The organism is Marinovum sp. 2_MG-2023 (genome assembly GCF_030548265.1).
Classification (GTDB): Bacteria; Pseudomonadota; Alphaproteobacteria; order Rhodobacterales; family Rhodobacteraceae; genus Marinovum.
In genome coordinates, this window is the sequence record NZ_JAUOSD010000003.1 from 113,043 (window position 1) to 135,160 (window position 22,118).

At 59.8% G+C, this 22,118-nt stretch carries 17 protein-coding genes and 2 pseudogenes; 3 read left to right on the top strand and 16 right to left on the bottom strand.

Annotated features, from left to right (window positions below; genetic code table 11):
- The first annotated feature begins 58 nt into the window (after nt 1–58).
- On the top strand, nt 59–442 hold the full coding sequence (locus Q4577_RS05165; protein WP_303471651.1) for a nuclear transport factor 2 family protein: 384 nt from the start codon (nt 59–61) through the stop codon (nt 440–442).
- 125 nt (nt 443–567) lie between these two features.
- Here the strand turns inward: Q4577_RS05165 and Q4577_RS05170 are convergent, their stop codons facing one another.
- From Q4577_RS05170 to Q4577_RS05200, 7 genes are read right to left on the bottom strand one after another with little or no spacing between them, the layout of a single operon-like run.
- Nucleotides 568–1,698 carry a Gfo/Idh/MocA family protein gene (locus Q4577_RS05170; RefSeq protein WP_303471649.1) on the bottom strand — a complete coding sequence of 377 codons (1,131 nt, stop codon included), beginning with the start codon at nt 1,696–1,698 and terminating at the stop codon, nt 568–570.
- Nucleotides 1,695–2,756, bottom strand: coding sequence for a sugar phosphate isomerase/epimerase (locus Q4577_RS05175; protein WP_303471647.1), 1,062 nt, complete (start codon nt 2,754–2,756; stop codon nt 1,695–1,697). Before Q4577_RS05175 ends, Q4577_RS05170 begins: the two co-directional genes overlap by 4 nt.
- A 13-nt stretch (nt 2,757–2,769) precedes the next feature.
- On the bottom strand, nt 2,770–3,600 hold the full coding sequence (locus tag Q4577_RS05180; RefSeq protein WP_303471645.1) for a hypothetical protein: 831 nt from the start codon (nt 3,598–3,600) through the stop codon (nt 2,770–2,772).
- Complete coding sequence (locus tag Q4577_RS05185; protein ID WP_303471643.1) at nt 3,600–5,195, bottom strand: glycoside hydrolase family 43 protein; 1,596 nt, start codon at nt 5,193–5,195, stop codon at nt 3,600–3,602. Before Q4577_RS05185 ends, Q4577_RS05180 begins: the two co-directional genes overlap by 1 nt.
- On the bottom strand, nt 5,192–6,238 hold the full coding sequence (gene mgrA, locus Q4577_RS05190) for an L-glyceraldehyde 3-phosphate reductase (protein WP_244687230.1): 1,047 nt from the start codon (nt 6,236–6,238) through the stop codon (nt 5,192–5,194). The genes Q4577_RS05185 and mgrA overlap by 4 nt, the downstream gene beginning before the upstream one ends.
- 10 nt (nt 6,239–6,248) lie before the next feature.
- Nucleotides 6,249–7,370, bottom strand: a complete 1,122-nt coding sequence (locus Q4577_RS05195) for a Gfo/Idh/MocA family protein (RefSeq protein ID WP_303471640.1) — start codon at nt 7,368–7,370, stop codon at nt 6,249–6,251.
- A 9-nt stretch (nt 7,371–7,379) separates the two neighbouring features.
- A complete protein-coding gene (locus tag Q4577_RS05200; RefSeq protein ID WP_303471637.1) occupies nt 7,380–8,129 on the bottom strand; it encodes a sugar phosphate isomerase/epimerase in 750 nt (249 codons plus the stop codon).
- Between the two features lie 49 nt (nt 8,130–8,178).
- Here Q4577_RS05200 and Q4577_RS23725 point away from each other — a divergent pair.
- A pseudogene (locus Q4577_RS23725) lies at nt 8,179–8,223 on the top strand (hypothetical protein); the annotation flags it as partial.
- On the opposite strand, the pseudogene Q4577_RS05205 reads toward Q4577_RS23725, so the two are convergent.
- The 4 genes and pseudogenes from Q4577_RS05205 to Q4577_RS05220 form a co-directional block, all read right to left on the bottom strand.
- Nucleotides 8,210–9,259, bottom strand: a pseudogene (locus tag Q4577_RS05205) (ABC transporter ATP-binding protein); the annotation flags it as partial. The pseudogenes Q4577_RS23725 and Q4577_RS05205 sit on opposite strands and share 14 nt — an antisense overlap.
- Before the next feature lie 12 nt (nt 9,260–9,271).
- Entirely contained in the window at nt 9,272–10,204 is a 933-nt protein-coding gene (locus tag Q4577_RS05210) for a carbohydrate ABC transporter permease (protein WP_303471633.1), read from the bottom strand.
- The gene (locus Q4577_RS05215; protein WP_244687218.1) at nt 10,197–11,087 is read right to left on the bottom strand and encodes a carbohydrate ABC transporter permease; all 891 of its coding nucleotides are present in this window, start codon (nt 11,085–11,087) and stop codon (nt 10,197–10,199) included. Before Q4577_RS05215 ends, Q4577_RS05210 begins: the two co-directional genes overlap by 8 nt.
- A gap of 81 nt (nt 11,088–11,168) precedes the next feature.
- Nucleotides 11,169–12,404 (bottom strand): ABC transporter substrate-binding protein, encoded by a 1,236-nt coding sequence (locus tag Q4577_RS05220; protein WP_303471630.1) that lies wholly within the window; start codon nt 12,402–12,404, stop codon nt 11,169–11,171.
- A gap of 218 nt (nt 12,405–12,622) precedes the next feature.
- Here Q4577_RS05220 and Q4577_RS05225 point away from each other — a divergent pair, with 218 nt between their 5' ends.
- Nucleotides 12,623–13,648, top strand: coding sequence for a LacI family DNA-binding transcriptional regulator (locus Q4577_RS05225; protein WP_303471628.1), 1,026 nt, complete (start codon nt 12,623–12,625; stop codon nt 13,646–13,648).
- Nucleotides 13,649–13,653: 5 nt separating this feature from the next.
- On the opposite strand, the gene Q4577_RS05230 is transcribed toward Q4577_RS05225, so the two are convergent.
- The 5 genes from Q4577_RS05230 to glgC are packed head-to-tail and all read right to left on the bottom strand — an operon-like array spanning nt 13,654 to nt 22,095.
- Entirely contained in the window at nt 13,654–15,285 is a 1,632-nt protein-coding gene (locus Q4577_RS05230) for an alpha-D-glucose phosphate-specific phosphoglucomutase (protein ID WP_303471626.1), read from the bottom strand.
- The gene (locus Q4577_RS05235) at nt 15,251–17,293 is read right to left on the bottom strand and encodes a 4-alpha-glucanotransferase (protein WP_303471623.1); all 2,043 of its coding nucleotides are present in this window, start codon (nt 17,291–17,293) and stop codon (nt 15,251–15,253) included. The genes Q4577_RS05230 and Q4577_RS05235 overlap by 35 nt, the downstream gene beginning before the upstream one ends.
- Nucleotides 17,290–19,398, bottom strand: coding sequence for a glycogen debranching protein GlgX (gene glgX / locus Q4577_RS05240; RefSeq protein ID WP_303471620.1), 2,109 nt, complete (start codon nt 19,396–19,398; stop codon nt 17,290–17,292). The genes Q4577_RS05235 and glgX overlap by 4 nt, the downstream gene beginning before the upstream one ends.
- On the bottom strand, nt 19,395–20,834 hold the full coding sequence (gene glgA, locus Q4577_RS05245) for a glycogen synthase GlgA (protein ID WP_303471617.1): 1,440 nt from the start codon (nt 20,832–20,834) through the stop codon (nt 19,395–19,397). The genes glgX and glgA overlap by 4 nt, the downstream gene beginning before the upstream one ends.
- A gap of 1 nt (nt 20,835) precedes the next feature.
- The gene (gene glgC / locus Q4577_RS05250; protein ID WP_303471615.1) at nt 20,836–22,095 is read right to left on the bottom strand and encodes a glucose-1-phosphate adenylyltransferase; all 1,260 of its coding nucleotides are present in this window, start codon (nt 22,093–22,095) and stop codon (nt 20,836–20,838) included.
- Between the last annotated feature and the right edge of the window lie 23 nt (nt 22,096–22,118).

A 22,118-nucleotide genomic window follows, 5' to 3' on the forward strand; every position in this document is an offset into this window, starting at 1 on the left:
ATTTGTGCCAACCCACAGAAGCCCCCCGCCGACACGGCGCAATACGAAAGCCGCATCCATGCCCGATCTTGCCACCAACAAGGCCAATGTCATCGCGTTCTATGAAATGATGTTCAACGATTGCCGTCCGCGTGAGGCCATCGAAACCTATGCCGGGGCAGAGTACATTCAACACAATCCGCATGTCGCCAATGGCGCCGCAGGCTTCATCGCATATTTCGAACGTATGGCCGCAGAATACCCCGGCAAACGGGTTGAGGTGAAGCACGCCTTTGCCGAGGGCGACCATGTGATCCTGCATTGCCATCAGATCTGGCCAGAGGGATTGGAATACGCCGGAATTGATATTTTCCGGTTGGATGAAAACGGCAAGGTGGTGGAACACTGGGATGTGCTTCAGGAACTGCCGAAGACCAGCGCACATGATAACGGCATGTTCTGAAGAGGGCATGTACTGAAATGCGTGTGCTGAAAGGCGTGCAGTTTCACCGGTCTGAAGGGCAAAACGTACAGACGTATTGGCAAGCGGGCGATCACGTTCTGCAATCGCCCGCTTGTCCTGGTTCCTTACAGCGCGGTCCAGGCCGCATCATTGGCCGATGACGCGACGCAGGCGGCAATGAAACGCATGCCTTTCACCCCGTCGGCGATGTTGGGGGTATGAACCTCTTTGGGGGCCGCTGTCCCGGACTGGGCGGCGCGTATCAGGCTGGCGGCTTCGGTATAGATCGTGGCAAACCCTTCGAGATAGCCTTCGGGATGGCCGGGCGGCACACGCACATTTCGCTGACCTGCCGCTGTGGCGCCTGAACCGGCGCGGGTCATGATCTGTTTCGGTTCGCCAAAGCGGGTAAAGGTCATGGTATTGGGGTTTTCCTGCGCCCATTCGATGCCGCCCTTGGAGCCATGGATGCGCAGCCGCAGCGCGTTTTCGTTGCCCACAGCCACCTGCGACGCCCAAAGCATTCCCTTGGCGCCCCCCTCATAGCGCAGCATCACATGCGCATTGTCGTCAATCTGACGGCCGGGGACAAATGCCACAAGGTCCGCAGACAGGGATTTGACCTCTAGCCCGCTGATGTAATTGGCAAGGTTAAAGGCATGGGTGCCGATATCGGCAATGCCGCCGCCAGCGCCATTGCGGGCGGGATCGGCGCGCCAATCCGCCTGTTTGTTGTGGACCTCTTCCGCCAGCCAATCCTGAACATATTCGACATTGATCACGCGAATGTCGCCCAGATCGCCACGCTGGACCATTTCGCGCGCTTGCCGCACCAACGGATAACCGGTGTAATTGTGGGTCAAAATGAACTGTTTGCCGGTCTCGGCCACGGCGGCAGCGACGGCTTCGCCATCCTCGACCGAAAAGCTCAGCGGTTTGTCACAGATTACATGAATCCCGGCACGCAGGAACGCGATGGCAGGGCCGGCATGCAGATGGTTGGGCGTGACGATGGCCACGGCGTCAATACCGTCCTCGCGCGCGGATTCCGCCGCTGCCATTTCGTTGTAATCTGCATAGCTGCGGTCCGACGCGATGCCGATTTCCGCCGCAGACGCATGGGCGCGATCGGCGTCGGAGCTAAGCGCGCCAGCCACCAGATCCCATTGACCGTCAATCCGCGATGCAATGCGATGCACGCCGCCGATAAAGGCCCCCTGGCCGCCACCGACCATTCCCAGACGAAGCTTTTTCATTCTTCTACTCCCAACATACGGCGCAATTGTGCGCGGTCGGTTTCACCACCGGCAAAATCGTCAAATGCCTTGTCGGTGACTTCGATGATGTGTTTGGCGATGAACGGCGCACCTTCGGCGGCGCCCTGTTCCGGTGATTTCAGGCAGCATTCCCATTCCAGCACGGCCCAGCTGTCATAGCCATGTTGCGCCATTTTGGAGAAGATCCCGCCAAAATCAACCTGGCCATCGCCAAGGCTGCGGAAACGGCCCGCACGCCCCAACCACCCCTGATAGCCGGAATAGACCCCCTGACGCCCATCGGGATTGAACTCTGCGTCCTTGACGTGAAAGGCGCAGATCCGTTCGTGATAGATGTCGATGAAGGACAGGTAATCCATCTGCTGCAACAGAAAGTGGCTGGGGTCATAGTTGATCTGGCAGCGCGGGTGGTTGTTCGCGGCCTCCAGAAACATTTCGAATGTGACGCCGTCAAAGACATCTTCGCCGGGGTGGATTTCGAACCCGATATCAACGCCCTGATCCTCGTAAGCGTCAAAGATCGGCGTCCAGCGGCGGGCCAATTCGCCAAAAGCCTCCTCGATCAATCCGGCGGGGCGCTGCGGCCAGGGGTAGAGATAGGGGAAGGCCAGCGAACCGGTAAAGCTGACCGTGGTATCCAGCCCCAGCTTGCGGGCGACCACGGCGGTCTTTTTCATCTGATCCACGGCCCAGGCCTGACGCGCCTTGGGGTTTTTATGCACCGAAGGCGGCGCAAAGGCGTCAAAGGCTTCGTCATAGGCCGGATGCACGGCGACAAGCTGGCCCTGCAAATGGGTCGAAAGCTCGGTGATTTCGACACCGGCATCGGCGCAGATGCCCTTGACCTCGTCGCAATAGGCGTCGCTTTCGAAAGCCTTGTCTAGATCAAACAATCGGGCGTCAAAGGTCGGGATCTGCACACCCTTGTAGCCAAGGCCAGCGGCCCATTCGGTGATGTTTTCAAGGCTGTTGAACGGGGCTTCGTCCCCGGCAAACTGGGCCAGAAACAGGGCAGGACCTTTGATCAATCCGGGCATGTCATTTCTCCGATCATTGGGGGTTTTTGGTGTAACGTACAAAGGCGAATTGGCGGCTGTCCGGGGACCAGTTCGGCACGTTGATCGTGCCCTGACCGCCAAAGAATTTCAGCAAGGTTCTGGGCGCGCCACCGGCGGCGGGCATCAGGCGCAATTCGACGTCACAGCCAAAGGGGTGGCCTTCGGTGCCGGGCGGATAAGCGAGATAGCAGACATGTGCGCCATCCGGTGAAGGATGGGGAAACCAGTCGACAGTGTCGTCTGTCGTCATCTGTTCCGCGTCGCTGCCATCCGGGCGCATCCGCCACAGCGCCATGTCGCCGCTGCGGTCGGAATTGAACCAGATCCAATTGCCATCCGGGGTGTAATCCGGCCCGTCATAATGGTGCGGGCTGGTGATCAGAACCTGTTCGTCGCTGCCATCCACGGCACAGGTAGCAATGCCAAAGTGGTCTTCGCGCACACAGGTATAGGTGTGGCGCGCACCGTCCGGTGACCAGCCGTGCCACCAGCTGGGGGTCTTGGCGGTGATGCGTTTGGGGGCGCCGCCGGATGCGGGCAACGTGTAGATGCAGGATCCGGTTGTGTCTGTCTTGTCGCTGATGGCCAAGGTCTGGCCATCCGGCGACACCCCGTGATCATTGTTCAGCTTTTGATGTTTGCCGGTGTCGATGATGTGCAATTGCGGATCGGCCAGTGGCAGGCGGAACAATTGCCCCGCCGCATTGACGATCAACGCGGTGCCATCCGGTGTCCAGTTCGGGGCTTCGACATGGCGGTCGGTGTCCAGCACCACCGTGGTTGTGCCGCTGGCAAGGTCATAGATTTCGACGCTGGCAAACATCAACATCCCTCCGGCACATAATCGAAACGGGTGAAATCGGCGGTTTTGCCCTGACCGGTGATGTCAAACGCCAACATGCCGACAAAGGCCCCGGTGAACGAGCCATGCGCGCCGCGCCCGCCTTCGTCGGAAATGACCGATGCGTCCAGCTCTGGCCCCAGTTTTTGCCAATCGCCGCTCTGGCGCCAGAAAAATTGCTGCGTTGCATGATCAACCGAGACCGCCAGATGCACCGGACCGGGATCAACCGCCACCGGCGTGCCGGGAAATTCCATCCGCCCCTCGGGGAAATTGCCGGGACAGGACATCAGCACCAGCGCCCGGCCCAGATCGCGGTGACAGGTCAGACTGGCAAAGTGGAACTTGAACCGGTTGTAATAGGTCGTGAGGCCGGCAGCCTCCTGGTAGGTCACAGGATCGAAATTGGTCAGGGTGGTTTCCGCGCGATAGGTGAAATGTTCCTGTCGCCGCGCCACCAGCGCCTGTTCAAACCAGCTGCCGACGCTTTCGCGCCCCGTCAGCCGCAGTGCATCGCCGGTCAGGGTGAAAATCCGCTCTGGTTCCGGGGTGCGCAGCCATTGGAACTCCGGCGGCAATGTCGCGCTGTCGAATACGTGTCGTGTCGCGCTGTCCGCGCGCGGTGCAACGTCAACCGGCGATGCGACATCCACCTGCGGCAGCACATCGCCATCCGCCAGATAGAGCCAGCCATCGTCGCGCCAGTCGCATTTCTGGATCGCGGTTTCCCGGCCCATTGGCGAAAACCGACCGGGCAGGGGGCGGGAACACAGCAGGGTGTGATAGGTCTCGCCATCCGGGGTTTCCACGATCTGGCCATGGCCGGCCCGTTGCAGTGGCCAATCCGGGGCATCCTTGGTGGTGATCAGATGGGTGTTGGGGTGGACCTCATATGGTCCCCAAATGTCACGGCTGCGCGCCATGGTGACGGCGTGATCATAGCCGGTGCCGCCCTCGGCCACCGTCAGATAGTACCAGCCATCGCGTTTGTACAAATGCGGCCCTTCGGTCAGGCCAAGATCGGACCCGGCAAAGATCTTCTTGATTGGTCCTGTCAGCCCATGGTCGGGATGCCATTCCTGAAGCAGGATACCGTCAAACGCGGCGGTACGCGGCGCGCCGCCAATGGAATTGGACGCATGGTTCCATTGCAGCACCAGAATATATTTGCGCCCGTCTGTGTCGTGAAACAGCGACGGGTCAAACCCATGTGACGACACATAGATCGGATCGCTCCATGGGCCTTCGATATCGGGCGCGGTGACGATGTAGTTATGCGCATCCTTGAAGTTGCCATCGTAGCGTTTCACATCGGTGTAAAACAGCCAGAACTGCCTATCGGCATATGAGAGGCACGGCGCCCAGATGCCGCAGCTGTCGGGGTTGCCGCGCATGTCCAGCTGGCTGGCGCGGCTCAGGGGCCGCACCGCCAGATCCCAGTTCACCAGATCACGGGAATGATGGATCTGGACACCGGGAAACCATTCGAATGTCGAAGTGGCAATGTAATAATCGTCACCCGCCCGGCAAATCGACGGGTCGGGATTAAAGCCGGGCAGGATCGGATTATGGATCATGGGCGTTTGGGGCCTTCGCGCTCTGCCGAAGCCGCCCACAGGTTGATGTTGGCGTCTTTGGCGTGCTGGTCGATGCGGGCCAGCTCGTCCTCGGTAAAGTCGAGGTTGTCGACCGCGCCGACGCAATCAATCACCTGTTGCGGCTTGGACGCGCCGATCAATGCCGTGGTCACCCGACCACCGCGCAGGACCCAGGCCAGGGCCATCTGTGCCAGCGTCTGGCCGCGTTCCTCGGCAATGGCGTTCAGCGCACGCACGTTTTCCAATGCCTCTTCGTTCAGGAAACCGTCCAACAGGCTTTTGCCCTGGGTGGCGCGGCTGCCTTCGGGCACACCTTTGAGGTATTTATTGGTCAACATGCCCTGCGCCAGCGGCGAAAACACGATGGAACCGATGCCGGTTTCGTCCAACGCATCCAGCAGGCCATCTTCTTCGACCCAGCGGTTCAGCATCGAATAGCTCGGCTGATGGATCAGACAGGGCGTGCCAAGTTCCTTTAGAATTGCCGCCGCTTCGCGGGTGCGCTGGGCGTTATAGGACGAGATCCCGGCATAAAGCGCACGCCCCGACCGCACGATGTGGTCCAGCGCCATCATGGTTTCTTCCAGCGGCGTTTCGGGATCGAACCGGTGCGAATAGAAGATATCGACGTAATCCAGCCCCATGCGTTTCAGCGACTGATCGCAAGAGGAAATCAGATATTTCCGGCTGCCGAATTCGCCATAGGGGCCGGGCCACATCAGATAGCCCGCCTTGGAGGAAATGATCATCTCATCGCGGTGGGCGGCGAAATCTTCGCGCAGCAATTGGCCAAAAGCCAATTCCGCCGATCCCGGTTTCGGGCCATAGTTGTTGGCCAGATCGAAATGGGTGATGCCATGATCAAACGCGGTGCGGGTGATCGCCTGTTTGGTTTCATGCGGGGTGTCGTCGCCGAAATTGTGCCACAGCCCCAGGGAAATCGCCGGCAGTTTCAGCCCCGATTTCCCGCACCGGCGGTATTGCATATTGTCGTATCGTGTGTCGGACGCGGTCCAGACCATATGTATTCTCCTATGCCAGCAGCGCCTTCGCCGCGTCGGGGCCCAGGGCCTCGGGGCGGTCACAGGTGGTGCCGAGCTCGATTGTGGTTTTCGTTTCTCCTGAGTGCAGGATTGCGGTCATAACGTCCACCACATGCAGAGAAAATTCCAGACTACAGCGGTGGGCACGCCCCTCGATGATGCCCATTGCCATGTCCGCCAGACCGGCGCAGCGGTAATTGGCGCGGCCATTGTCATTGGCAACCGAGAAGGGGTGCGGCCAGTTTTCCGAGACAGTCACAAAGCTGGATTTTTCGGTCATCCGCAGCTCGCCGCCGAAAAAGTTCGGGTCGGGCACATGCAATGTGCCGCTTTGGCCATAAAGTTCCATATTGGAATGGCCATGTTGCCAGACATCCCAACTGGCGACATAGGTCACCTGTGCGCCGCTGGCAAATTGCATGACGGCGTGGATTGTGGTCGGGGTTTCGACCTTGATCTTTTCGCCATTGCGCGGCTCTGACGTGATGGTGCGATACTCTGATGCGCTGCACGACAGCGCCGTGACCCGCGCCACCGGTCCCAGCATCTGCACCAGGTTCGAGATGTAGTAGGGACCAAGATCCAGGATCGGGCCGCCGCCGGGCTGAAAGAAGAAATCGGGATTGGGATGCCACATCTCCATGCCCGGACTTTGCACGAAACAGGTGCCGGACGTGATCTTGCCCACCGCGCCCGTGTCGACCAGATGGCGGGCCAGCTGATGTGTGCCACCAAGGAATGTATCGGGCGCAGAGCCGACGCGCAGCCCCTTGGCCTCCGCCAATGTCTTGAGCGCCTGACCTTCTTCGACCGACAGCACAAAAGGTTTTTCTGAATAGACGTTTTTGCCCGCCTCCAGAATACGTTTCGAAACCTCGAAATGCGCATTCGGCACGGTCAGGTTGACGATGATGTCGATGTCATTGGCGGCCAGAAGGTCGTCGATACTGTCTGCACGCAGGCCGAATTCCTCTGCCCGGGCCTTGGCGGCCTCGGGGTTCAGATCGGCGCAGGCCCGGACCTCGATGCCATTGAACAGCGGCCCAAGCCGCATGTAGGCGGCGGAAATATTACCACATCCAAGGATGCCGATACCAAGTTTCTTGCTCATGTCAGTCTCTTACAAATTGCGGAAGGTTTCGATGGACCGGGTGGCAAAACGCTTCACATCGGAAGGTTTGTCATGCTCCATCACAAAAAGATCGACCCCCGCGCCGCGCAGCGCGGCCATCAATCCGGCCCAATCCAGCGTGCCATGGCCCACATCCGCCCAGCCGTCTTCGTCCGTACATTCGCCCTCTGGCGCGATATCCTTGACGTGGGCTGCGGTGATCCGGTCCTTGTGGTTTTCGATCCAGACCATCGGGTCCGACCCGCCGCGCACAACCCAGGCCACATCCATTTCCCATTCAATGCTGGGCGCATGTTCAAGGATCAGCGACATCGGAATTTCACCGGTGGGCAGCGCCATGAATTCCCAATGGTGGTTGTGCCAGCCAAAGCGCAGGCCAGCGTCCTGAACCCGTTTTGCCGCCACTTCCAACCGCTGCGCCAGCGCGATCCATGCCGCGGCATCGGCGCCATTGCGCAAATCATCCTCTGGTGCGGGGCAGTATAGTTTCTGCATTCCCAGTACTTTGGCGGTTGCGATTGTGGTGACGAAAGCATCTTCGAAATTGCCGATCGGAAAGAAATGCCCCGAGGGCATGGTCAGGCCGTTGGCCTCAAGCAAGGCCTTGGTCTCACCGGGATCGGCGTAGTTGCCACCAAAGCCCTCGACCTGAGTATAGCCCAGACCGGCCAGCAGTTCGAAAGTGTCTTTCCACGAGGTATACTCGCGGGCTGAGTAAAGTTGGAACGACGTATCCATGTCTTTGATCCTGTATGTCTGATGTGTTCGGGGAGGGCCGGTCAGATCCGGTCCTCGGTGTTTTTGTCAAAGAGGTTGGCACGGGCGGCGCTGAAACCGATGTTGAGCGTGTCGCCCGCCGCAATGTCGGCCTGACCGTCCAGCCGCACCCAAAGCACCTGATCACCAACCCGCACCCGGGCATGGGTGTCAGAGCCCAGCGGTTCCACCAGCATGACGGTCGACGCCAGTTGGATTTCCTTGTCGGCCACATCGTCGCCGGTGGCGATATGTTCGGGGCGAATGCCAAACCATGCGGGGCCGGCCTTGTAGCCTGCTGCGGTGAATTCATAACTGGTCAGCGGGAAATCCCCGGTCGGGCAGGAAAACACCGGCACCTCACCGGTCGACACCGTACCCTGGAAGAAATTCATCGCGGGCGAGCCGATGAAATCGGCGACGTATTTATTGGCCGGGCGGTTGTAGATTTCGTTCGGGCTGGCCAGTTGCAGGATCAAACCACCCCGCATGATGGCAATTCGATCGGCCAGGGTCATCGCTTCGATCTGGTCATGGGTGACATAGATCATCGTGTTGGCCAGTGTCTGGTGCAATTCCTTGATTTCGGCTCTGAGATCGGTGCGCAGCTTGGCATCCAGGTTCGACAGCGGTTCATCGAACAGAAATACATCGACATCGCGCACCAGCGCCCGGCCAATGGCGACCCGCTGACGCTGGCCCCCGGACAAAGCGCCGGGTTTGCGTTTCAACAGCGGCTCGATTTGCAGGATCTTGGCGGCGCGGGCCACACGTTCGGCGACCTCGGTCTTGGCCATGCCGGCGTTTTTCAAACCAAAGCTCAGATTGCCCTCAACCGTCATCTGCGGATAAAGCGCATAGGATTGAAACACCATGCCAATGCCGCGTTTCGAGGGTTCTTCCCAGGTGACATTGCGGCCCTGAATATGGATCTGGCCGTCGGTCACATCCAGAAGACCGGCAATGCAGTTCAGCAAGGTGGATTTGCCACAGCCGGACGAGCCAAGCAGAACCAGAAATTCACCTTTGCCGATGTCGAGATTCAGGTTTTTCAGAACTTCGACCGCGCCAAAGCTGAGATCGAGGTTCCGGATCGAGATATTGGGTTCCATGAGTGTCTGACCTCAGCCTTTGACCGCGCCGGCCGCAATGCCGCGCACGAAGAGTTTTCCGGAAACGAAGTAGATGACCAGCGGCACAAGCCCGGTCAGCAGGGTTGCCGCCATGTTGACGTTGTATTCCTTGACCCCCTGAACCGAGTTGACGATATTGTTCAACTGGACGGTCATCGGGTAAAGATCCGGCTTGGTATAGACCACGCCAAACAGGAAATCATTCCAGATTCCAGTGACTTGCAGGATCATTGCGACGACAAAGATCGGCAGCGACATCGGCAGCATGATCTGGAAATAGATCTGCCAGAACCCGGCACCGTCGACGCGCGCGGCCTTGAACAATTCTTCCGGCAACGAGGTAAAGTAGTTGCGGAACAACAGCGTCAGGATCGGCATGCCAAAGATCGAATGCACCATGACCAACCCGGTGAGCGAGCCATAAAGTCCCATTTCCCGCAACAGGATCACGATGGGATAGAGCATCACCTGATAGGGAATGAAGGCGCCAAAGATCAGGATGGTGAAAAACGCATCCGCCCCTTTGAACCGCCAATTGGCCAGAGCATAGCCGTTTACCGATGCAATCGCGATCGAGGCCAGAACCGACGGCACGGTGATCCGCACCGAGTTCCAGAACCCGCGCGACAGCCCGTCACAGTTCAACCCGGTACAGGCCTCGGCCCAGGCCTTGACCCAGGGTTCAAAGGTGATCTCGACCGGTGGGGCAAAGATATTGCCAAGCCGGATTTCCGGCATGCCCTTCAACGAGGTCACAATCATCACATAGAGCGGCAGCAGATAATACAGCGCCACGACGATCAGCGTGCCATAGATGAAAATGTTGCGGCGCGAAAAGCGGCGGCGGGGTTTCGGGCCGCGCGGGCCGGTCATGGCATCACCCGATACCGGCGGCGCAGATGACAACAGGGCAGTATCAGACATGTTTCTTGCCTCCGAATTCGAGATAGGCCCAGGGGATCACCACCACCAGAACCGCCAGCAGCATCATGGTTGACGCGGCAAAACCCTGGCCCAGGTTCTGGCCCTGAAACATGTAATCATAGACGTATTTGGCGGGCACATCCGATGCGATGCCGGGGCCGCCGCCGGTCTGTGCCACGATCAGATCGTAAAGCCGCACGATGCCGCTGGCGATGATCACCAATGTGGTGATGAACACCGGGCGCATCATCGGAATGACGATGAAAATATAGGTTTTCCAGGACGGGATGCCATCAACGCGGGCGGCCTTCCAGATGTCCTGATCAATGCCACGCAATCCGGCCAGCATCAGGCACATCACCAATCCGGTGCCCTGCCAGAGACCGGCAATCAACACGCCGAAGATCACGATATCCGCATTGTAGAGCGGGTCGAAATTGAAACTGGTCCAACCCATGCGGTGGATGACGCTCTGGATGCCGAAATCCGGGTTCAGCAACCATTGCCATACCAACCCGGTCACGATGAACGACAGCGCAAAAGGATAGAGAAGAATGGTGCGAAAGGTGTTTTCGAACCGGATCTTCTGATCCAGCAAGGCCGCCAGAACAAACCCCAGAACAAGGCTCAGCACCATCATGCAGATGCCATAGATCAACAGGTTTTCAAGCGAGACAAGCCACCGTGGCGTGTTCCACAGCCGTTCATATTGGTCGAGACCGACGAATTTTGCCTTTGGCAACAGTTTCGACGAGGTAAAAGAATAGGTCACCGTCCAGGCCGTACCGCCGACGAATACCACCATGGCGGTGAGGATCATCGGGATCGCAGCGATCTTGGCGGAGATGTTCCGGAACAACCGGATTGGGCGGGTCGCAGCCATAAGACATGCCTCGCACATGGGAAAATACGGAAAACAGACCGGACCGCGACGCGCGCGATCCGGCCCAAAGCCTAGCGGGGCTTAGTCTTTGCTGGCGACGATATCGACGAAACGCGCCTGGGCGTCATCGGCGCTGATCGACGGATCCTGAAAGAATTGCACAAACAGGTCGTTCAGCTGATTGTTGGTGTCTTCGGTGTTCAGCATGTTCACGTCGGGCATGATCGCACCAGAGCCAAGGATTTCGAGACCCTTTTTCATACAATCATTTGCGGTCTCAAGATCGACATCCGAACGCACAGGCAGCGAGCCTTTTTTCAGGTTGAATGCCACCTGAGTATTGGGCTTCAGCAGGGTTGCGGCCAGCGCATCCTGGGCGGCCTCGGTTTCGGCATCGCCGGTTTCCGGGAAATAAAACGCATCGCCGCCGGTCGAAATCACCTCGATCACGCCCAATCCGGGCAGACAGGTGTAATCGGTGCCCGCAACTTCGCCTGCGACGGCAAATTCACCCTGTGCCCAATCGCCCATGATCTGGCCGCCGGCCTGATCGGTGATCACAAGGTTGGTCGCCTGGTTCCAATCCTGAACATTCGATCCCTGCACCATTTCGCGCATGTCGGATGCGGCCTGGAACACGCGGGTCATCTTGTCACCCGCGGCCATTTCCGCGTCGCCATCGCCGTAGATCTGTTGCAGCACATCCGGCCCCGCCAGCGTCGCCATCAAAACGTTGAATGCGCCAGAGCTCTGCCAGGGTTGGCCGCCAAGTGCCATCGGTGTGATACCGGCCTCGCGCAGGGCAGGGGCGGCCGCCACAAATTCATCCCAATTGGTCGGAACCGCCTGATTGGTTTTTTCAAACGCCGCATTCGAGAGCCACAGCCATTGCCACGAATGGATATTGACCGGCGCGCAATAGATTTTGCCGTCCACGGTACAGGCGTCCAACAGCGACGGCGGGTTGACGATGTCCTTCCACCCTTCGGCTTCGGCCACATGGGTCATGTCGCGCAGCAGTCCGGCCTCGATCAATTCTTCGGCCTGACGGCCGTGGTTGAACTGAAAAGCGCCCATGGGATCGCCACCAATGATCCGGCTGACCATGACCGGGCGCGCGGTGCCGCCACCGCCGGCAATTGCGCCGTCGACCCATGTGTTGTCGGTCTGTGCTTCGAATTCACGGGCGAATTCCGCAACCGCCGCGGCCTCGCCACCCGAGGTCCACCAATGGGTCACTTCCAGGTCAGCAGCATAGACCGACCCGGCGGCGCAAAGCGCAGTTGTCGCCGTTAATACAGTACGAATAGATTTCATTTTATCCTCCCAGATATTCCACCCTGTGGGCCGCTGGTCGCAACCCGGTCGCTCCGCCAAAGGTCGCTGTTGTCGCGAATCTTTTGGCTTTGAAATCGTTTACATTCACAGGTAATCGTATTTCTGGACGTTTGTAAACGATTACATGTACCATTGGACGCAGAGAGATTCGTGTCAACCCGTTGCATAAGGGCACATCAAACGGCGGTCAGGAGCAAATGAACAAAGCGGCCAGAATTCAGGATGTAGCGGAGGCGGCGGGGGTATCCACCGCCACGGTCAGCCGAGCTTTGTCCAATCCGGACCTGGTGACGGAAACCACCCGCAAGGCCGTGTTTGAGGCGGTCCGCACGACGGGCTACCGGGTCAATCGCGCGGCGCAGAATCTGCGAAAACAGCGGGCGGGGGCGGTTTTGGTATTGGTGCCCAATCTGGGAAACCCGTTCTTCTCGCAAATCCTTGCCGGGATCAGCGCGGGTTTTTCGGGGACAGATTACTCGGTTCTGATCGCGGATACCTGGGACGAAGAAGGCCGTGAAAAGGTTTTGGTGGATTATTTCCGCGACAGCCGGATTGACGGCATGATCTCACTTGATGGCAACCTGACCAAAAGCGATCTTGCGCTTTTCGCACGGGAGGGTGTCGAGGACAGGATCGTTTTTGCCTGTGAATGGGTGCAGGGCGCGCCTTATCCTTCGGTGCGCAGCGACAATGAGAAGGGCGCGCGTCTGGCGGTGCGGCACCTTTATGACCTTGGCCACCGGGATATTGCACATGTGACCGGACCCAAGGGCAACATGCTGACGCGCATGCGCCGCCAAGGCATGATGGTCGAGCGCGAGGAGCTTGGATTGGCGGTGCGGGATGAATGGGTGATCCGTGGCGATTTCTCGTTGCATTCAGGTCATCGCGCTGCGGAAAGCATCCTATCCATGAACAACCGTCCCACGGCCGTTTTTTGCGCGTCCGATATGGTGGCCTTTGGCATGATCGCCGGACTCACCAGCGGCGGGCTGTCGGTGCCAAATGACATATCGGTGGTCGGTTTCGACGATATTCAAATGTCGGAGTTTTATGTGCCTGCGCTGACAACGATCCGTCAACACAGACGTGAGATAGGATCAAGAGCGGCGGGAAACTTATTGAAGCGGCTGGAAAAATCAGAAAGCTCCGGCGATGTCTCGCCGGAGCTTGTCGATGTTGAATTGGTGGTGCGCGCCAGCACGTCAGTGCCGCCGCGCTAGCCGCCTCAGGTCATGACATCGGGCGCGTCGCGTCCGGTGCGGGCCTGCAATTCGCTGACTTCGCCAATGGCATCGGCAATAACCTTGAGCGCGGCTTGCGTTTCGATTTCCAGATCGCCATCGGTGGGCATGTACCGTTCCAGATAAACCCGGATTGTCGCGCCTTCGGTGCCGGTGCCGGATAGGCGGATCACACCGCGACTGCCACCTTCGAACAGGATGCGAATGCCCTGATTTTTGCTGACAGAGCCGTCAACCGGATCGTGGTAGGCGAATTGATCGGCGGCAGAGATGGTCAAACCATTCAGCGCGGTTCCCGGCAAATCAGCCAATTTCGCCTCAAGATCGGCCATCAGGCCGTTGGCCTTGTCGGAATCCACCGCTTCATAATCGTGGCGGGAATAATAGTTACGGCCATAAGTCTGCCAGTGATCCATCAGGATGTCGGCCACCGAAACCTTGCGCGCCGCCAGCACGTTCAGCCAAAGCAGTACGGCCCAAAGCCCGTCTTTTTCGCGCACATGGTCCGACCCGGTGCCGGCACTTTCCTCGCCACACAGCGTCGCGCGGCCCGCGTCCAGCAGGTTGCCAAAGAATTTCCAGCCTGTCGGGGTCTCAAAACATTCGATCCCCAGCTTTTCCGCCACCCGGTCACAGGCCTGCGATGTCGGCATCGACCGCGCGACCCCGGCCAGACCACGGGCATAACCCGGCGCCAGATGGGCATTGGCGGCCAATACCGCAAGGCTGTCCGAGGGCGTCACATAGATGCCGCGCCCCAGGATCATGTTGCGGTCGCCGTCGCCATCGGATGCGGCGGCAAAATCGGGGCCCGCGTCGGACATCACCAGATCGACCAGCGGCTTGGCCCAGATCGGGTTGGGGTCTGGGTGGCCCTTGCCGAAATCCACCTGCGGGACCGCATTGATCACCGATCCCTTGGGCGCGCCCAATGTGTCTTCGAGGATTGCGGTTGCATAGGGTCCGGTGACCGCATGCATCGCGTCGAATTTCAGGGTGAAACCACCGGCAAACAGCGCGCGGATCGCGTCGAAATCAAAGAGTTCGCCCATCAGCGCGGCGTAATCCGTCACCGGATCGACAATCTCGACCGCCATATCGCCGACTGTGGTCTCGCCGATGGACCCAAGGTCGATGTCGGCTGTATCCAGCGTGTGATACTCTGACATTGTCTTGGTTTCTTCGAACATCGCTGCGGTGACTTTTTCCGGGGCAGGACCACCGTTCGAGATATTGAATTTCAGCCCAAAATCTTCGTCGATGCCGCCGGGGTTGTGGCTGGCCGACAGGATAAGCCCGCCGTCGGTGCCCCGTTTGCGGATCAGATGTGACGCAGCCGGGGTCGACAACAGTCCGTTTTGGCCAACAATCGCCCGTGCGGCACCATTGGCAGCGGCCATGCGCAGGATGGTCTGAATGGCCTCGGCGTTGAAATACCGACCATCACCGCCCACAACAAATGTCTTGCCGGATGCGCCGCCGATGGCGTTGAAAATCGCCTGAACAAAGCATTCCAGATAATTGGGCTGCATGAACACGCGGGTTTTCTTGCGCAGGCCGGATGTGCCGGGCTTCTGGCCCTCAAAGGCTGTGCAGGCGTGGGTTGTGCGGGACATGTGACGGTCCTTTGTCTGGGGAAATTTGAGGCTGATTTGGCAATTGATCGGATGTTGAAACTGCGGGCTGACGGTCGCCCGCGCGCATGGTTACGCCAATGCGCTCAAATTCGGAAGAGCTTTTGAAATCAGCGACATCCATTGGTGTACGGCGACGCCAGTTTGGATGTTCATCCACCGTCCCCGGCAGGTTTGGCGCATCCGTAACCCCAAGGATATCGTCAAGCTGCACTGCGCTCATGGCGGCGGGGGACCGGGACAGCGTGCCATGGATGGCATCGGCCACATCCGCCGGGCCGGCATCATGGGCAATGCCGCAGTGGCGGCGCAGGCTTTCGCGTTGGTGGGCGCGGGTGCCGTGGCGGTGGCCAACGGTTTCGCCGCCGATCCAGCCCATCTGCTCCCACAGGGAAATATCTGTGCCATGCCAGAACCCGCTGAGTGTCGGGGTGTCATGGGTAGAAAAACACGCCAGCGCATAGGGCCGCAGATCGCCGGGATCGCGCAGCCAGCCATCGTCATAGGTCTCATACTGCCAGACCGCATAGGAATAGAGACCAGAGGCATTCATCTTTTCGCGGAACCCGGCCGGGACAAGACCCAGATCCTCGCCCACAACGACGCAATTTGCCAGATGCGCTTCGATGGCGATAACGGCCAGAAGCGAGTCAAACGGCTGGGTAATATAGGCGCCGGGGCTGCCGTCATCCGGCAACCAATAGCTGCGCATCAGGCCCAGCGCATGATCAATCCGGATCAGCCCGCATTTGCGCATCAACTTGCGCAGCATGGCGCGCATCGGCGCATAGCGTGCCGTGGCCAGACGCCCGGGCGCATGGGCGACCAGCGCCCAGGATTGCCCTTCGGGGCTAAGCTGATCGGGCGGCGCCCCGATCGACACGCCACGCGCGATTGTATCGCCATGCATCCAGGCCTCGGCACCGCCGGGACGTGCGCCAACCGCCAGATCAAGGTATAGCCCCATCGACATGCCCGCGTCGCGGCTTGCGATTTGGGCGGCGTCGATCCCGGTTTCCGCCCGCCATTGCAGCCAACGATGAAAATCGGCACGGCGGCCGGCGGCTTTGACCGCGGCCGGTCCGGGCGCTTGCAGTTCTTCAGGCCAGCGCGCGCTGTCACCGCCATATGTTTCGCTGATCGCCTCGTAACAGGCGAAAGCCTCCAGCGCGGGCCCGCCTTGGCGGCAAAACGCGGTGAACGCGGCCGATGGGGCCATGGCGGCAAACTCCGCCTCCAGCTTCGGGCGCTGCTGCTGGCGGAACGCGCCATAGTCGATCAGCGCATCATCGGGGCAGGGGCCAAGGCCATCCACCACAATATGATCGGTATTGAAAAAGCCGCGATGGGTGGGGGAATAGGGGCTTATCACCTCTTGCGAGGCCCAGCCGAGCGCATGCAGCGGATTGACCCCAAGGAATTGCGCCCCGTGATGGGCAAGGGCGCGGGCGGTGGTGGCCAGATCGTCATAATTGCCCAAACCGCCATTGCGGTCAGATCGCAGACCATAGAGCGCGGCGGTCACGCCCCAGCTGCGGTCAAACCCGGTGGCATTGGCCAGTTTCGGTGCATGTTTGGGCCGGGCCAAAAGAAAACTGTCTTCACGCCAATCCGGGCCAGAGAGATGCAGGGCATAATACCCCACACGCAGTGCCGGCAGGGCCAGCGCGGTGGTGGCATGGCCGCTGTGCAATTCCTGATCGTCCTCGTCCAGCAAGGACCAGTCACAGGCGCCAGCAATCGGAAGCGATACCGCCTCGCCTGCGGGGAGGATCATTTCCTCTGGCACATGGCGATCATTCTGTTCGGCTTGCAGGGCCGCCAGCGCCGCGGTGACCGCCGCGTCATTTTCCGCCTCGACCCCAAGCGCCGCCAACAGCGCCCGCAGGGTGGGCGGTGGCGTTTCCTGGCGCTGGCCGGACAGGTCATGAAACTCAAGATGAACGCCACTTGTCTGGGCAAGCTGGCGCAGCGCGTCGTCTGAATTCATTCGGGCGCCCCTTCGCGCAGAACAAAGGCGGCCACCGATTGCGCCGCAACACGGGTGCGGCGCACCGGCATGACCACAGCGGATTGCGCCGCCTGAGAGGTGTCGATCTCGCGCACCCAATGACCGTCGCCGGGATCAGGCAGGACAAGCACATCGGTCCGGTTTTCGCGGTTGAAGGCCAGAAGAACCGTATCACGCGAGGCATTGCCAGCCGTATCCTCGGCGCAGCCCCGCAGGACAAGACCAAGGCTGGACAGGCCCGGATCGCGCCAGTTCAGCGCCGAACCATCAAAGGCCCGCCATTCGACATCGCGCCCGCCGCCTTCGCTGCGGACCGCGCCATGCAGGAATGAATGCTGGCGCAAGGTCATGTGATCCTTGCGGAATTTCGACAGCGCGGCGGTGAATTCGATCTGGTAAGGGTCCAGCTTGTCCCAGTCGATCCAGGTGGTGTCATTGTCCTGGCAATAGGCATTGTTGTTGCCGTTCTGGCTGTGGCCGCCTTCGTCACCGGCCAAAATCATCGGCGTACCCTGCGAGAGCAGGACCGTGGCCAGCACGTTGCGCGCACGCCGTTTGCGCCCGGCAAGGATGATCGGATCGCTGGTCTCGCCCTCGACGCCGAAATTGTCGCTGTAGTTGCTGTGGTGGCCATCGTGGTTGTGTTCGCCATTGGCCTCGTTGTGGCGTTCAACATAGGCGGTGCTGTCCGCCAGGGTGAACCCGTCATGCGCCGCAGCGAAATTCACCGAGGCCCAGGCGCGCCGCCCACGGCGGTCAAATTGATCCGCTGAGCCAAGAAGCGCCGACCCCAGATCCTGCGCACTATGGCCATCCCCGCGCCAGAACCGCCGCACCGTGTCGCGATACCGGTCGTTCCATTCCGCAAAGAGTGGTGGAAATTGACCGAGTTGATAGCCGCCGGGACCAATGTCCCAGGGTTCGGCAATCATCTTGATCGCCGAAAGCACCGGATCCTGCCGCAGGGTGGTCAGGAACGGGCCGCCAAAGTCAAACCCATGCCGCCCGCGACACAATGTGGTGGCCAGATCAAAGCGGAAACCGTCGATGCCCATCGCCTGGACCCAGAACCGCAAACTGTCCATGATCATGCGCAAGACAAACGGATGGCCGGCATTCAATGTATTGCCGCAGCCGGTGTCATTCACGTAATACCGTGGCTGTCCATCCAGAAGCCGGTAATAGGCCGCATTGTCGAGGCCCCGAAAGCTCAGGGTTTGGCCCATATGATCGCCTTCCGCCGAGTGGTTGTAGACCACATCCAGGATCACCTCGATCCCGGCAGCATGAAAGCGTTCGACCATGGCGCGAAAGCCGCGCACACCCGCCGGGCCGAAATAACGCGGCTCCGGCGCAAAGAAGCCGATGGTATTGTACCCCCAGTAATTGGTCAGCGATTTCGCGCCCAGCATCGGTTCGGATTTCAACGCCTGCACCGGCAGGATTTCCACCGCATCCACACCCAGCCGGGTCAGATGATCCAGCATCGCATCAGAGGCAAATCCGTCATAGGTGCCACGCAGGTCTTCGGGCACGCCGGGGTGTCGCTTGGTGGCGCCTTTGACATGGGCCTCATAGATCAGGCCGCCGTCGTGACCTTGCGACAATGTGCGGGCATCCAGCGGGAAATCATTCGGGTCCGACACCACCGATTTCGGCACATGTGGCGCGCTGTCCTCGGTCGAGAAATGCAGATCGCCATTGGCGGCCTCTGGGTCATAGCCATAGGTCGCGGCGTGGTTGGTGAATTGCCCGGCGATTTCACGGGTATAGGGATCAAGCAGCAGCTTGTTGGAATTGAAGCGATGGCCGCGTTCGGGGGCGAATTGCCCATCCACACGATAGCCATAAAGCGCGCCGGGGCGCACGCCGGGCACATAACCATGCCAGACCGCACCGGTCCGCTCTGGCAGATCAAGTCGGAATTCTTCGCGTTTTCCATCCGGGGAAAACAGACACAGGGTCACGCGTGCGGCATTTTCCGAAAACACTGCGAAATTGGTGCCTTCGCCGTCGAAATGCGCCCCCAGTTTATGCGGGCGCCCCGACCGGATCTCTGCCGTGATCGGCGTGTTTGTGGTCATTCAGCAAGAACCTCTTTGTACATATCAGCATAGGCCTGAGCCGAGATATCCCAGCCCACCGCCTGTTTCATGGCGGCCTTTTGCAATGATTTCCAGTCGGTGTCATTGGCATATGCCCGGAACACCCGGTCCAGAACATCCGTCACGCCCAAACGTGTGACATCATCGAATTGAAATCCGGTGGCGGCCCCGGCGCGCAGGGCGGCGACATTGGCGTCAATCACCGTATCGGCCAGCCCGCCGGTGCGCGCGACAACCGGTACAGTGCCATATCGCAGCCCATAAAGCTGGGTCAGGCCACAGGGTTCAAATCGCGACGGGATCAGGATCGCATCGCTGCCACCTTGAAGCAGGTGCGAAAACCCTTCGTCGTATCCGATATGCACGCCAACCTTGCCCGGAAAGGCCTTGGCCGCATCAAGATAGGCTTTTTCCAGATCCGGCGCACCAGAGCCAAGCAAGGCCAGTTGACCGCCGCCCGCCACCAGATGCGGCAACGCCTCGGCCAGGGCATCCAGCCCCTTTTGTTCGGTCAATCGGCTGATGACACAGAACAGCGGGCCGTCATGATCGACGTCCAGCCCCAGCCGGGCGCAAATCGCGGCGCGGTTTTCCGCCTTGCGCGTGATCGAACGGCCATCATAGGTCCGGGGCAATGCGCTGTCGGTGTTCGGGTTCCAGACGTCGGTGTCGATCCCGTTCAGGATCCCGGACAGCGCGCCGGACCGGGCCTGCAACACGCCCTCCAGCCCCATGCCGAACTCTGGCGTCAGGATTTCACGGGCATAGGTCGGGCTGACCGTGGTGATGCGGTCGGCGTAAACCAACCCGGATTTCAAAAACGACAGATCGCCATGAAATTCCATGCCATCGGGGGTGAACCAATCCCAGCGCAGGCCCAGCTCCTGGCCCTCAAACGGCGCAACCCGCCCCTGAAAGGCGATGTTGTGGATGGTCATGATGGATTTCGGCACCGGCACGCCCGGTTGTTTCAGATAGACCGGGGCGAGACCCGCCTGCCAGTCATGTGCATGCAGGATGTCAGGTTTCCAATCGGCCAAACCATCAAAACAGATCCGCGCCGCCGCCTGCGCAAGCGAGGCAAAGCGGCGGTGATTGTCGTTCCAGTCCTGGCCGGTTGGGTCGGCATAGGGGCCGCCGGGGCGGTCGAACAATTGTGGTGCGTCCAGCAGCAGAAGGGTGATGCCTTCAGCCTCGACCTGGACCAATCGACCGGCCCCACCGGGGAGGTCGCCAAATGTGGCGACCTCGGTGCCTTTGGCCAGATACGGCATCAGCGCCGGATAGGCCGGCAACATGGTGCGGCATTCAATGCCCAGCGGTTTCAATGCGCCGGGCAGGGCGCCCGCCACATCCGCCAGCCCGCCGGTCTTGATGAACGGCGCGCATTCCGAGGTGACCATCAGCACATTCATGTCAGCTATCCAATGCGTCGATCATGTCCTGGGTGATCAGGCAAACACCCCCTTCGGAGCGGCGGAATCGTTTGGCGTCCAACGCCGCATCTTCGCCCACGATCAGCCCCTCGGGAATTTTCACCCCGCGGTCAATGATGACATTTTTCAGATGTGCGCGCCGACCGACCTCGCAATAAGGCAGGGCAACAACGCCCTCGAGCTGGGAATAGGAATGGGTGCGCACGCCGGTGAACATCAAACAGCGGTAAAGCGACGAACCGGAAATGATGCATCCGCCCGCCACCATCGACGACACCGCCTGACCGCGGCGGCCTTCTTCGTTGTGGATGAATTTTGCGGGCGGCACCAATTCGGAATAGGTCCAGATCGGCCATTCGCTGGCATAGATATCCAGTTCCGGTTTGAAATCGGTCAGGTCGATATTGGCCTGCCAATAGGCGTCAATCGTGCCGACATCGCGCCAATAGGGTTTGTCCTCCAGCCCGGATTGCACGCAAGAGCGGCCAAAGGGATGGGCATAGGCCCCGCCCTCGGCGACGATGCCGGGGATGATGTCATGGCCAAAATCATTGGTCGAGTCCGGGTTCTGTGCGTCTTTTTCCAACAGGTCGTACAGATAATCTGCTTCGAACACATAGATCCCCATGCTGGCCAGTGAGCGGCTCTCGTCGCCGGGCATTGCGGGGGGATCGGCGGGTTTTTCGACGAATTCCAGGATCTTGTCGGTCTCATCCACGTCCATCACGCCAAAGGCCTTGGCCTCTTCGCGCGGCACTTCGATACAGCCGACCGTGACCTTGGCGCCGGATTTCACATGCTGTTCGACCATGAAGGAATAGTCTTGTTTGTAGATATGGTCGCCCGCCAGAACGAGGATATATTTCGGGGCATAGCCGCGCAGAACCGAGATGTTCTGGGTCACGGCATCGGCCGTGCCCTTGTACCAATTGTCTTCGTTGATCTGTTGCGAGGCCGGCAGAATATCCAGGCTTTCGTTGCGCTCGGCGCGAAAAAAGCTCCAGCCGCGTTGCAGGTGGCGGATCAGGCTGTGGGCCTTGTATTGCGTCGCCACCCCGATCCGGCGCATGCCGGAATTCACCGCATTGGACAGGGCAAAGTCGATAATCCGTGTCTTGCCGCCGAAATAGACCGCCGGTTTCGCCCGGATATCAGTCATTTCTTTCAACCGACTGCCGCGCCCCCCGGCCAGCACATAGGCCATGGTCTGTTGTGCAAGAATATGTCTCGGTTCTGTCATCGGGTCCCCCCCTTGGAACAAAA

Bases quoted from the DNA above. Each gene is read 5' to 3' on its own strand.
- Q4577_RS05210 (WP_303471633.1), bottom strand. From the start codon at position 10,204: ATGTCTGATACTGCCCTGTTGTCATCTGCGCCGCCGGTATCGGGTGAT.
- Q4577_RS05195 (WP_303471640.1), bottom strand. From the start codon at position 7,370: ATGAGCAAGAAACTTGGTATCGGCATCCTTGGATGTGGTAATATTTCC.
- Q4577_RS05175 (WP_303471647.1), bottom strand. From the start codon at position 2,756: ATGCCCGGATTGATCAAAGGTCCTGCCCTGTTTCTGGCCCAGTTTGCC.
- Q4577_RS05230 (WP_303471626.1), bottom strand. From the start codon at position 15,285: ATGTCCCGCACAACCCACGCCTGCACAGCCTTTGAGGGCCAGAAGCCC.
- Q4577_RS05225 (WP_303471628.1), top strand. From the start codon at position 12,623: ATGAACAAAGCGGCCAGAATTCAGGATGTAGCGGAGGCGGCGGGGGTA.
- Q4577_RS05215 (WP_244687218.1), bottom strand. From the start codon at position 11,087: ATGGCTGCGACCCGCCCAATCCGGTTGTTCCGGAACATCTCCGCCAAG.
- glgA (WP_303471617.1), bottom strand. From the start codon at position 20,834: ATGAATGTGCTGATGGTCACCTCGGAATGCGCGCCGTTCATCAAGACC.
- Q4577_RS05180 (WP_303471645.1), bottom strand. From the start codon at position 3,600: ATGTTTGCCAGCGTCGAAATCTATGACCTTGCCAGCGGCACAACCACG.
- glgC (WP_303471615.1), bottom strand. From the start codon at position 22,095: ATGACAGAACCGAGACATATTCTTGCACAACAGACCATGGCCTATGTG.
- Q4577_RS05200 (WP_303471637.1), bottom strand. From the start codon at position 8,129: ATGGATACGTCGTTCCAACTTTACTCAGCCCGCGAGTATACCTCGTGG.
- glgX (WP_303471620.1), bottom strand. From the start codon at position 19,398: ATGACCACAAACACGCCGATCACGGCAGAGATCCGGTCGGGGCGCCCG.
- Q4577_RS05170 (WP_303471649.1), bottom strand. From the start codon at position 1,698: ATGAAAAAGCTTCGTCTGGGAATGGTCGGTGGCGGCCAGGGGGCCTTT.
- Q4577_RS05220 (WP_303471630.1), bottom strand. From the start codon at position 12,404: ATGAAATCTATTCGTACTGTATTAACGGCGACAACTGCGCTTTGCGCC.
- Q4577_RS05235 (WP_303471623.1), bottom strand. From the start codon at position 17,293: ATGAATTCAGACGACGCGCTGCGCCAGCTTGCCCAGACAAGTGGCGTT.
- Q4577_RS05185 (WP_303471643.1), bottom strand. From the start codon at position 5,195: ATGATCCATAATCCGATCCTGCCCGGCTTTAATCCCGACCCGTCGATT.
- mgrA (WP_244687230.1), bottom strand. From the start codon at position 6,238: ATGGTCTGGACCGCGTCCGACACACGATACGACAATATGCAATACCGC.
- Q4577_RS05165 (WP_303471651.1), top strand. From the start codon at position 59: ATGCCCGATCTTGCCACCAACAAGGCCAATGTCATCGCGTTCTATGAA.